The organism is Cognatishimia sp., from assembly GCF_964229375.1.
Taxonomy (GTDB): Bacteria; Pseudomonadota; Alphaproteobacteria; order Rhodobacterales; family Rhodobacteraceae; genus Cognatishimia.
On sequence record NZ_CAXREH010000126.1, the window covers coordinates 1 to 10397 of the forward strand.

A 10397-nucleotide genomic window follows, 5' to 3' on the forward strand; every position below is an offset into this window, starting at 1 on the left:
AACAACAACTCAAAGAAAAGCCTGGCGTCACCGAAGTTTGGCGCGATGGCGCACAGGGCGCGCCAGTCCTGATCGTCCAGATCGGCACATGTTTCCATGAAAGCGGCGAGGGCAGCGCCGTGATCGTCCGCCGCCCAGCCGTTTAAGTCGTCAAAATCAAGGATCTGATAGTCCGGCTCTGCTGCGGCCGGGCGCGGATCAACCGTCGCCCACAGCAGAACCCCAAGCCACGCGGCAAGGGTTACTCGGACGTAGCGACCAGCTGCCAATTCGGATCATCCGAGCCCATGCTACGCGCAAAGGTCCAGACGTCCTTTTGTTTTTTGCTTTGCTTTTCATCGCCTTCAACGATCTCGCCCGCTTCGTTGCGCACGGCATAAACCAACTCGCCTACAAAACGTACGGTCACTTCAGCGGTACGGGTTGCTTCGTCAAAGGTTGCGTCAACCAAGGTGGTTTCGCGCACACCAATGAACTGGGCATCCACGGTCAGGCCCTGATCTTCGCGCGCGGCGACGACGCTGAGGAAGGCCTCATAGACTTCTTCAGAGATGAACGGCTGAATTTGACCGATGTCGCCATTTTCAAAGCCCATCAGGATCATTTCATAAGCGCCTTTGGCACCTCCGAGGAAATCGCTGACGCCAAAGCTTGGCTCTGCGGCTTTCATCTGAGTCAGGGCTTTGGCGGCGTCGCTGTCTTCTGCAACGTGGTCTACGATGTCCGGGTCAGGACCGCCCTCGATCACTTCGAGATCCGGGGCAGGGCGGGAAGACGGGGCAGACATTTGCCGTGGCGGTTCATAGCCATCGCGCGTGCCCAGCACGTTGCGCAGGCGCAGGATCAAAAAGATAGCAATACCTGCTAGCACCAAAAGCTGGATAATCGGCGAATTCATGCGGTCCTCGTGTAGACTATTTAAACTGTGTCCTAGGGGACTTATGTAGGTCAGGTGGGCAATCAAGTCCACCTTAGCCGAAACCACCGAGGAGTGGACAAAAATGTGGTTGTTTCTGGCCTTTTTGGCCGTTCCCCTGATCGAGATCGCACTTTTCATACAAGTCGGTGGCGCGATTGGACTTTTTCCCACTCTGGCCATCGTGATTGTCACCGCAATTTTGGGGACGTATTTGGTGCGCGCGCAGGGATTCGCGGCGCTGGCAGGCCTGCGACAAAGCTTCTCACAATTGAGTGACCCGTCCGAACATCTGGCCCATGGCGCGATGATCCTGTTTGCGGGCGCGCTTCTTTTGACACCCGGTTTCTTCACAGACGCTGTTGGCTTCGCGCTTTTGACGCCTCCGATCCGGCTGGCCCTCATCAACTATACGAAAACCCGCGTCAAAGTGCAGGGCTTTCAATCCATGGGTGACGGCAACTCGATGCATTTTCGCGCACAATCCGCCAAGGACGACGTGGTCGATGGCGATTATGTCGACATTGACGTGGATATGGACGTCGACATCGAGGGTGAGTCTGGCAAAAAACCAACGCATCGCCCTTCTGGCTGGACCAAGCATTGAGGCCCCTTCTCGGACCTGATAAGCCTCCGCCCAAGTTTTAACATTGGAGACACATATGGCCGAGAACGAAGGCGCAGCTGCGCCACAGGCGCCGCAAGTCAAAATGAACGTGCTGGGTCAGTTCATTCGTGACATTTCGTTTGAAAACATCCTGGCGCAAAAGGGCGTGACAGGCGAAGTTCAACCGGACATCAAAGTTCAGGTTGCTCTGGACGCAAAGAAACGTCCGACCGAGCATCAGTTTGATATCAGCATGAAGCTGAACATCACCTCTAAGGCGAAAGAAGGCGATGATGTCTTTTTCGTTCTAGAGCTTGACTACGTCGGCATTTTCCACGTCGAAGGCATTCCGCAAGATCAGCTGCACCCGTTCCTGATGATCGAGTGCCCACGTCAGCTGTTCCCATTTGTCCGTCGCATCGTGTCTGACATCACCCGTGACGGTGGCTTCCCGCCGCTTAACATGGATCAGATCGACTTTGTTGCGCTGTATCGCCAGCAACTCGCCGCAGCACAGGCGGCCGCGGGCGAGAAAAAGCTCGACGCATAAAACGATAAAGGGCGTTCCAGATTGGAACGCCCTTATGTCATGGCGCACAGGCCCGATGGTGTTATTTTGCCATCACGACATTTTGGCCCAAAGCGCATCTTCTCCCATCTTTTCAACGAACTGGCTATGCGCAGCACGCTCGTCCTCGGTGATCCGCGACGCCAATGGCGTTGGTCGAGGTTGCGGGCGCCAATCATCCGCAGCAGCTCCGGCGCCCGATGATCCGGCAACGGCAGACAGGGCGAAATCCGGTTGGCGACCACCGATCAGCTCGAGGTAAACTTCTGCAAGGATTTCAGAGTCCAAAAGCGCGCCGTGCAGGGTTCGGTTGCTGTTGTCGATCCCGAACCTGCGACACAGCGCATCCAGCGATGCCGGAGAACCAGGGAACTTTTTGCGCGCAATCGCCAAAGTATCCACGGCGCGTTCCCAAGGAAGCTGCGGCAGGTTCATCCATTTAAGTTCCGCGTTCAGGAACTTCATATCAAAGGCCGCGTTGTGGATCACCAGTTTGGCGTCCCCGACGAAATCCAGAAAACTCTGACCCACTTTGGCAAACACCGGCTTATCGCGCAGCAATACCTGTCCGGACTGGGGATCACGTGGCGGTTCCAGCAAATCCGGCCCAATCCCGTGTACGCCAAAGGCCTCTTCGGGCATCATGCGTTCCGGGTTGATGTAAACGTGATAGGTTTCACCCGTCGGCATGTGGTTGTTGAGTTCCACACAGCCAATTTCCACGATGCGATCGCCTGATTCCGGATCAAATCCGGTGGTTTCCGTGTCCAAAACGATTTCACGCATGTTTAAGACCTTCTCTGATCGTCTGTAAGATCGCAGCAACTTGCGATGTTGCGTGCTCTGGTGTGTCGGTGATCACAACGTAATCCGAGCGCTTACATTTGTCATCGTTAGGCATTTGTTTGCGTTTGATGGTCTCAAACGTGTCGCGGCTCATGGTTCCGCGCGCCAACACGCGTGCTTCCTGAACCTCGGGGGGAACAGAAACGCAAACGATGGCGTCCATCGTTGCCTCGGAGCCCGTTTCAAACAAAAGAGGAATGTCCAGAACGGTGACATCAGAGTTGCTGTTGGCGATGAAATCGGCGCGGTCTTGGGCGACAAGCGGATGCACGATGGCTTCGATCTGTCCCAGCACCTGCGAATTGGCCGAGATCAACGTTTTCAATGCGTCCCGCGAGACGGATCCATCCACGACGGCCTCTGGAAAAAGCGCGGCGATGGGGGCGACCGCTGGGCCGCCTTGGGTATACAAACGATGCACAGCGGCATCCGCATCCCACACCGCGCAGCCCAAGTCGGCAAAAATCCTCGCCGTCGAAGACTTGCCCATGCCAATCGATCCGGTCAGGCCCAGTTTGAATGTCATCTCAGCATCACGCGACGAACTTCGTTGGTGACTTCGGGGCGGGGACCGAACCACCGCTCAAAACCAGGCACCGCCTGATGCAGCAACATCCCCAAGCCATCCACCGTGGTGCAGCCTTTGGCATGTGCGACCTCGAGGAATTTGGTCATGAGTGGTGTGTAAACCAGATCGGTGACGACAGCATCGGCATTCAACCCGTCCAGCGGCACGCGCAACTCGGGCTTGCCCGTCATCCCAAGCGACGTTGTATTCACCACGGTCGCGCCGTCTTCCATCACGTTGCCGGCTTGAACCCATTCGATGACCTTAATGCGCGCGCCGAAATCATCGCGAAGCTGCTCTGCACGGGCGCGGGTTCGATTGGACAACAAGATTTCGGGCACGCCTACATCCAGCAAGGACGCCAGAACGGCCCGCGCTGCACCGCCAGCCCCCAGTACAACAGCGGCCCCTGCGGTTGGATCCCAGTCTGGTGCGCCGTTCTTCAGGTTCTGAATGAACCCGTAACCGTCTGTATTATCTGCCAGAATTTTTCCATCTTCTAGAAAAATCAGAGTATTCGCCGCGCCAATAAGCGTGGCGCGGTCCGTGACCTGATCGGCAATCTCAAGCGCCCGTTCTTTATGAGGAATGGTGACATTCGCGCCTACAAACCCCATTTTCGGCATCATTCGAAGCACGGATTCAAGGTTTTCAGGTGCGACATCCAAAGGAATGTAATGTCCTGTGATGCCGTAATGTGTCAGCCAATGCCCATGCAGCTTTGGAGATTTGGAATGGTTGATCGGGTGTCCGATCACCCCCGCTAATGGGATCTTTGAAGGGCTCATTTCGGCAGATCTCCTCTAAGTGTCAGAAAGGACAAAAGTTCCAAGAGTGGCAAGCCAAGCACATTAAAATAATCGCCTTCGACGCGCGAAAACAGGCGTACGCCTTCTTCTTCGAGCTTATAGCCACCAACGCAGTATTGAACCGAGTCCCAGTTCCGCGCCAGATAGTCATCCAGAAAGCCGTCAGAAAAATCCCTCATGAACAGTTTGACCTGTCCGATGTGGCGCCAGATCGGTTTGCCATCCTCGCAAATCACAGCAGCAGAATACAAAACATGTCGCTTGTTACGCATAGCTTGCAGCTGCGCGCGCGCATCCTCGATGGACCGAGGCTTTGAAACCAGCTTGCCATCCAGATCCAGCACCTGATCGCAGCCAATTACCAAAGCGCCGGGATGTTTTGCACTGCCGCGGCGCGCTTTGGCTTCGGCCAATGCATCAGAGATATCGCGCGGCGAAAGCTCTTCGGCGATGAGGCTCTGTTTGATAAGGTCTTCGTCAACCTTTGCAGGTGCCACGTCAAACCTAACCCCAGCATTTCGCAAGAGCTGCGCACGAATTTCAGAAGATGAGGCCAGAACTAGTCTTTGGGTCATGTGAGTAACTTGGTGCAAAAACCTTGCAGGAATAGGTGCATTCTTTGTTGAAGATTCAGCGACAAACGAAACGTCCTCAGAAATGGGCAATTCTCGCCGGTGATATCCGTGTTTTCTCCGCTCGGGATATGGATAACTGTCTATATGTGAAAACCATGGGACTGCAATTTTTATACAAGGAATTATCCACACGGCCACATTTCTGCCACAATTCAGAACGTGTTGATTTTAAAACCTAAAAATTCTGAAAATGGGTTATGCATGGAATTTCACTGAAAATCGGTGTGTTTTATACCCTTGTGAATAAACGGCGTAAAACAGGTTAATCCACAGAAAATAGGGACACTACCAAATCATCTTTCTTTCTATATATACTATTTATTATTGAGAGTGATCAGAGCGAGTCCCAAGACATGTCCGATATTCTGGCTGTTTCCTATCCATGGATAAAAGCCTTTCACATAATGGCAGTGATCAGCTGGATGGCAGGACTGTTCTATCTGCCAAGGCTCTTTGTGTATCACGTCGAACAGGCAGAGAAGGGTGATCAATTGGATCAGACCTTCAAGATCATGGAACAGAAGCTTTTGAAGGTGATCATGGGCCCAGCCATGGGCGCCACGTGGGTGTTTGGGCTTTTATTGGCCTTCACCCCAGGGATTGTCGATTGGGGCGCTGTGTGGCCGTATACGAAGCTTCTGGGTGTGATTTGTATGACGGGCTTCCATCACTGGCTTATGGCGCGTCAGAAGGGCTTTGAAAGCGGCGAGAATACTCTGACAGGGCGTCAGTATCGCATGATGAACGAAGTGCCGACGGTTTTGATGGCCCTGATCGTTCTGTCGGTCGTGGTGAAGTTCTAGCGCGGTTATTTGACATAACCTCGAAATTCGCTATCTATGAGGCAACTGGCCCGTCCGGGCTACGTGTTTCCTGTTGAAATGAAAATCTAATCTGGCCTCGGATGAGGCTTTCTAGGGTGTATTAATGTCCGAGAATAAACTCGCGCTTTCTGATCTGAAGGCACAAAGCCCCAAAGCCCTGCTTGCTATGGCAGAAGAGCTGGAAATCGAAAACGCCTCTACGATGCGTAAGGGCGAAATGATGTTCCAAATTCTGCGCGAACGTGCGGATGAGGGATGGGAAGTTTCCGGCGATGGCGTCCTTGAGGTTCTGCAAGACGGGTTTGGGTTCCTGCGCTCTCCCGAGGCGAACTATCTGCCGGGCCCTGACGATATCTATGTCAGCCCTGATATGATCCGTCTGCACAGCCTGCGGACCGGTGACACCATCGATGGCGTGATCAAAGCACCAGACGACAACGAACGGTATTTTGCGCTGACACAGGTGACTCAGATCAACTTTGAGTCGCCCGAGAAAGCCAAACATAAGATCGCCTTTGATAACCTGACACCGCTTTATCCAGATGAACGTCTGAAGATGGAGATCGAAGATCCGACCATCAAAGACAAGTCTGCTCGCGTCATCGACCTGGTCGCGCCGATTGGTAAGGGCCAACGGTCTTTGATCGTTGCGCCGCCGCGGACGGGTAAAACCGTCATCCTGCAGAACATCGCGCATTCCATCGAGGCCAACCACCCGGAGTGCTATTTGATCGTTCTGCTGATCGACGAACGCCCGGAAGAGGTGACCGACATGCAGCGGTCTGTGAAGGGCGAAGTGATTTCTTCGACCTTTGATGAACCTGCGACGCGTCACGTTGCCGTATCTGAGATGGTGATCGAAAAAGCCAAGCGTTTGGTCGAACATAAACGAGATGTTGTTATTCTTTTGGATTCCATCACAAGACTTGGTAGAGCGTTTAACACGGTTGTCCCTTCATCTGGTAAAGTTTTGACCGGTGGTGTGGACGCGAATGCGCTGCAACGTCCAAAGCGTTTCTTTGGTGCTGCGCGGAATATCGAAGAGGGCGGGTCGCTGACCATCATCTCGACAGCTCTGATCGATACTGGCTCGCGGATGGACGAAGTTATCTTCGAAGAATTCAAAGGCACCGGTAACTCTGAAGTCGTGCTGGATCGGAAAATTGCCGACAAGCGTGTCTTCCCTGCGATCGATATCCTCAAGTCCGGTACACGGAAAGAAGACCTGCTGGTCGATCCGAAAGACCTGCAGAAAACCTTTGTTCTGCGCCGTATCCTCAATCCGATGGGGACCACGGATGCCATCGAATTCCTGTTGGGCAAACTTAAGCAAACCAAGACCAACGGCGAATTCTTTGATTCTATGAATGCCTGATGTCTGTCGAGCTGGACACAATTTTTGCATTGGCGACGGCCCCCGGTAAAGCGGGGGTCGCTGTCGTTCGGCTGTCTGGCAGCAAGATTAGCGCGGCGGCGGCAATCCTGTTCGGCGACCTTCCGGCGCCTCGTGCGGCCAGCCTGCGCGTTCTAAAAGATCAAGAGGGCGTTCGGCTGGACGAAGCCCTCGTGATTTATTTTCCCGAGAAGTCTTCATTCACCGGAGAAGCTGTTCTGGAATTGCAGCTGCATGGCTCGGTTGCTGTGGTCAATCGCGTGCTGAGCGTGCTGTCTGACATCGAAGGGCTGCGTCTGGCGGAACCCGGAGAGTTCACACGACGCGCTTTGGAAAACGGCTGCATGGATTTGGCCCAGGTCGAAGGGCTCGCGGATCTGATCGATGCCGAGACAGAAGCCCAACGGCGACAGGCGCTGCGCGTGCTGTCGGGCGATCTTGGAAAAACCGCCGATGTCTGGCGGCAAGATCTGATCAGGGCAGCCGCGCTGATTGAAGCAACGATTGATTTCGTCGACGAAGATGTTCCGGTCGACGTAACTCCTGAAGTCAACGAATTGCTTGATAAAACACTGAAGACCCTTCGAACCGAGATTGAAGGTGTCTCGATTGCCGAGCGGATTCGCACAGGTCTCGAGGTAGCGATCCTTGGGGCGCCGAATGTTGGAAAATCTACACTTCTCAACGCGTTAGCTGGACGAGATGCGGCGATTACGTCTGAAATTGCAGGGACGACGCGCGACGTAATCGAGGTTCGAATGGATCTGAAAGGCCTGCCGGTCACCGTTCTGGATACCGCCGGGCTAAGAACAACGGACGATGTCGTTGAAGGCATTGGTATTGAACGGGCAAAGTCACGCGCCGCCGCTGCGGACCTGCGCGTTTACCTTCTCGCAGATGATGAAGATGTCGAGATAGACCTGCAGGACGGCGACATTGTGTTGACGTCGAAGGCGGATCTTTCGGGTGCATCTGAGGATGCGATTTCCGCTGTGACAGGGCAGGGAGTCTCTGATCTTGTGGCGCGCATTTCTGATACACTCTCCAAAAGAACTGCAGTATCAGGCGTTGCCTCTCGCGAGCGTCATCGGATAGCTATGCAGAAAGCAGAAAGCGCAATCCAGTCTGCCATGGGTCATATCGGTTCCGGTGAAGAATTTTTTGATCTGGGGGCGGACGATCTTAGATCCGCTGTCTGGGCGCTTGATTCAATTGTGGGTCGTATCGATGTTGAAAATCTTCTGGACGAGATCTTCTCCAGTTTCTGCATCGGAAAGTAAGGAGTGTTTCACGTGAAACATTTTGACGTCATTGTTGTCGGAGGCGGTCACGCGGGTTGCGATGCGGCTGCAGCATCCGCGCGTCTTGGTGCAAAGACTGCTTTGGTGACGCTGAAGCGCTCTGGAATCGGCGTTATGTCCTGCAATCCCGCCATCGGGGGTTTAGGTAAAGGGCATCTGGTGCGCGAAATCGATGCACTGGACGGTGTCATGGGTCGCGTTGCAGACTCCGCGGGGATTCAGTTTCGTTTACTCAATCGCCGCAAAGGTCCAGCGGTTCAGGGTCCCAGAGCGCAAGCAGATCGCAAAATCTACCGCGAACGGATGCGTCAGGAAGTGGAATCTCAGGAAAACCTGGACATCATTGAAGGAGAAGTTGCAGATTTCTTAATGGAAGGCGAAACTGTGCGCGGTGTGCAGCTTGCAGATGGGTCCGAAATCCGCTCTGCAGCTGTCGTTTTGACAACGGGTACATTTCTGCGCGGAGTTATTCATATTGGCGACGTCTCTCGTCCAGGTGGGCGTATGGGAGATGCGCCCTCTGTTAAACTGGCAGAGCGCATGGATAGTTTTGAGCTGCCATTGGGTCGTCTAAAGACCGGCACACCGCCGCGTCTGGATGGTCGTACGATTAGCTGGGACATTCTGGGTTCACAACCGGGCGACGACGCTCCAGTTATGTTTTCATTTCTGAACAAATCACCGGAAGCGAAGCAGGAAAACTGCGGAATCACCCATACAAATTCGAACACTCATGAGATTATTCGCAAAAACCTTGAGAGATCCGCGATGTATGGAGGCCACATCGACGGAGTTGGCCCTAGGTACTGCCCGTCGATCGAAGACAAGATCGTGCGCTTTGGCGATAAGGACTCCCATCAGATCTTTCTCGAACCTGAAGGGCTGACAGACCACACGGTTTATCCAAATGGCATCTCAACGTCTCTGCCTGAGGATGTTCAGGAAGACTATGTGCACTCGATTTACGGTCTTGAGAACGCTGTCATCCTGCAGCCTGGATATGCGATTGAATATGACTACGTCGACCCCAGGGCGCTGGACATGCGTCTTGCGGTGCGGGATGTCCCCGGTTTGTATCTGGCAGGGCAGATAAATGGGACTACAGGCTACGAAGAGGCGGCTGCGCAGGGCTTGGTGGCTGGCGCAAATGCCGCGCTTGAAGCACAGGGCAGGGATCCGCTGCTCTTTAGTCGCGCAGACAGCTATATCGGTGTGATGATTGACGACTTGATCACACGCGGTGTGTCTGAACCCTACCGCATGTTTACATCCCGCGCTGAGTTCCGGCTGTCCCTGCGTGCAGACAATGCGGATCAGCGTTTAACTGGCCTTGGGATTGAGCTTGGCTTGGTGGGAGCTATCCGGAAGTCCGCCTTCGAAAAGAAAATGAATGCACTTGAAAATGGCAAAAAACTTTTGAGTGATCGAACATTTACACCGAAAGAAGCGCAAACCGCTGGAATTGAGGTCAACAACGATGGAAACCGTCGGAGTGGATTTCAACTGCTCGCCTTTCCGAACGTCCAAATGAGCGACCTAACCGCTCTACTTCCGAATCTGGACGACTTGGACGTCGATATTCAGGATCAACTGTCCAAGGACGCTCTGTACTCAAGCTACATCGAACGGCAAAACAAGGAAGTAGCTGCTTTGAAGAAGGATGAGGCGCAAATCATTCCCAAGGGTTTTGTCTATGATGATCTCGAGGGGCTCTCCAATGAGCTGAAATTGAAGCTTTCGCGCGCCCGTCCAGAAAATCTGGCTCAGGCAGCGCGCGTAGATGGCATGACCCCCGCTGCATTAACTCTTTTGCTTGCAAAACTGCGGCAGCGTTCAAAACTCCAAGAGAAATCCGCGTGAACAATCCTTATTCACCACATGACCTGAATGTTTCACGTGAAACATTTGAGAGGTTGGAGGTCTTGGCGGA

At 53.7% G+C, this 10397-nt stretch carries 11 protein-coding genes and 1 pseudogene; 6 read left to right on the forward strand and 6 right to left on the reverse strand.

Annotated features, from left to right (window positions below; all coding sequences use genetic code 11):
* Positions 1–269: pseudogene (locus tag ACEQWH_RS09625) on the reverse strand (murein transglycosylase); the annotation flags it as partial.
* Positions 242–898, reverse strand: coding sequence for a Tim44/TimA family putative adaptor protein (locus ACEQWH_RS09630; protein ID WP_370230170.1), 657 nt, complete (start codon positions 896–898; stop codon positions 242–244). The gene ACEQWH_RS09630 and the pseudogene ACEQWH_RS09625, both read right to left, overlap by 28 nt.
* A gap of 103 nt (positions 899–1001) precedes the next feature.
* On the opposite strand from ACEQWH_RS09630, the gene ACEQWH_RS09635 reads away from it, so the two are divergent.
* Both ACEQWH_RS09635 and secB read left to right on the forward strand, forming a co-directional pair.
* Positions 1002–1523 (forward strand): FxsA family protein, encoded by a 522-nt coding sequence (locus tag ACEQWH_RS09635; RefSeq protein ID WP_370230173.1) that lies wholly within the window; start codon positions 1002–1004, stop codon positions 1521–1523.
* 55 nt (positions 1524–1578) lie between these two features.
* The gene (gene secB, locus ACEQWH_RS09640) at positions 1579–2073 is read left to right on the forward strand and encodes a protein-export chaperone SecB (protein WP_370230175.1); all 495 of its coding nucleotides are present in this window, start codon (positions 1579–1581) and stop codon (positions 2071–2073) included.
* A gap of 72 nt (positions 2074–2145) precedes the next feature.
* Here secB and dnaQ read toward each other — a convergent pair whose 3' ends face one another.
* The 4 genes from dnaQ to ACEQWH_RS09660 are packed head-to-tail and all read right to left on the reverse strand — an operon-like array spanning position 2146 to position 4889.
* Positions 2146–2877, reverse strand: coding sequence for a DNA polymerase III subunit epsilon (dnaQ, locus tag ACEQWH_RS09645; RefSeq protein ID WP_370230178.1), 732 nt, complete (start codon positions 2875–2877; stop codon positions 2146–2148).
* Positions 2870–3463, reverse strand: a complete 594-nt coding sequence (coaE, locus tag ACEQWH_RS09650) for a dephospho-CoA kinase (RefSeq protein ID WP_370230180.1) — start codon at positions 3461–3463, stop codon at positions 2870–2872. The genes dnaQ and coaE overlap by 8 nt, the downstream gene beginning before the upstream one ends.
* Complete coding sequence (locus tag ACEQWH_RS09655; protein ID WP_370230182.1) at positions 3460–4293, reverse strand: shikimate dehydrogenase; 834 nt, start codon at positions 4291–4293, stop codon at positions 3460–3462. Before ACEQWH_RS09655 ends, coaE begins: the two co-directional genes overlap by 4 nt.
* Positions 4290–4889 (reverse strand): nucleoside triphosphate pyrophosphatase, encoded by a 600-nt coding sequence (locus ACEQWH_RS09660; RefSeq protein WP_370230185.1) that lies wholly within the window; start codon positions 4887–4889, stop codon positions 4290–4292. Before ACEQWH_RS09660 ends, ACEQWH_RS09655 begins: the two co-directional genes overlap by 4 nt.
* 413 nt (positions 4890–5302) lie before the next feature.
* Here ACEQWH_RS09660 and hemJ point away from each other — a divergent pair, with 413 nt between their 5' ends.
* The 4 genes from hemJ (at position 5303) to mnmG (ending at position 10327) form a co-directional block, all read left to right on the forward strand.
* The gene (gene hemJ, locus ACEQWH_RS09665; RefSeq protein WP_370230186.1) at positions 5303–5752 is read left to right on the forward strand and encodes a protoporphyrinogen oxidase HemJ; all 450 of its coding nucleotides are present in this window, start codon (positions 5303–5305) and stop codon (positions 5750–5752) included.
* Positions 5753–5876: 124 nt separating this feature from the next.
* Entirely contained in the window at positions 5877–7148 is a 1272-nt protein-coding gene (gene rho / locus ACEQWH_RS09670) for a transcription termination factor Rho (protein ID WP_370230188.1), read from the forward strand.
* Positions 7149–7159: 11 nt separating this feature from the next.
* Complete coding sequence (gene mnmE, locus ACEQWH_RS09675; RefSeq protein ID WP_370230191.1) at positions 7160–8446, forward strand: tRNA uridine-5-carboxymethylaminomethyl(34) synthesis GTPase MnmE; 1287 nt, start codon at positions 7160–7162, stop codon at positions 8444–8446.
* Positions 8447–8449: 3 nt separating this feature from the next.
* Positions 8450–10327 (forward strand): tRNA uridine-5-carboxymethylaminomethyl(34) synthesis enzyme MnmG, encoded by a 1878-nt coding sequence (gene mnmG / locus ACEQWH_RS09680; protein ID WP_370230189.1) that lies wholly within the window; start codon positions 8450–8452, stop codon positions 10325–10327.
* Positions 10328–10397: the final 70 nt, after the last annotated feature.

Coding starts and splice junctions, on each gene's coding strand:
- coaE (WP_370230180.1), bottom strand. CDS start 3,463: ATGACATTCAAACTGGGCCTGACCGGATCGATTGGCATGGGCAAGTCT.
- ACEQWH_RS09660 (WP_370230185.1), bottom strand. CDS start 4,889: ATGACCCAAAGACTAGTTCTGGCCTCATCTTCTGAAATTCGTGCGCAG.
- ACEQWH_RS09655 (WP_370230182.1), bottom strand. CDS start 4,293: ATGAGCCCTTCAAAGATCCCATTAGCGGGGGTGATCGGACACCCGATC.
- dnaQ (WP_370230178.1), bottom strand. CDS start 2,877: ATGCGTGAAATCGTTTTGGACACGGAAACCACCGGATTTGATCCGGAA.
- rho (WP_370230188.1), top strand. CDS start 5,877: ATGTCCGAGAATAAACTCGCGCTTTCTGATCTGAAGGCACAAAGCCCC.
- secB (WP_370230175.1), top strand. CDS start 1,579: ATGGCCGAGAACGAAGGCGCAGCTGCGCCACAGGCGCCGCAAGTCAAA.
- hemJ (WP_370230186.1), top strand. CDS start 5,303: ATGTCCGATATTCTGGCTGTTTCCTATCCATGGATAAAAGCCTTTCAC.
- ACEQWH_RS09630 (WP_370230170.1), bottom strand. CDS start 898: ATGAATTCGCCGATTATCCAGCTTTTGGTGCTAGCAGGTATTGCTATC.
- ACEQWH_RS09635 (WP_370230173.1), top strand. CDS start 1,002: ATGTGGTTGTTTCTGGCCTTTTTGGCCGTTCCCCTGATCGAGATCGCA.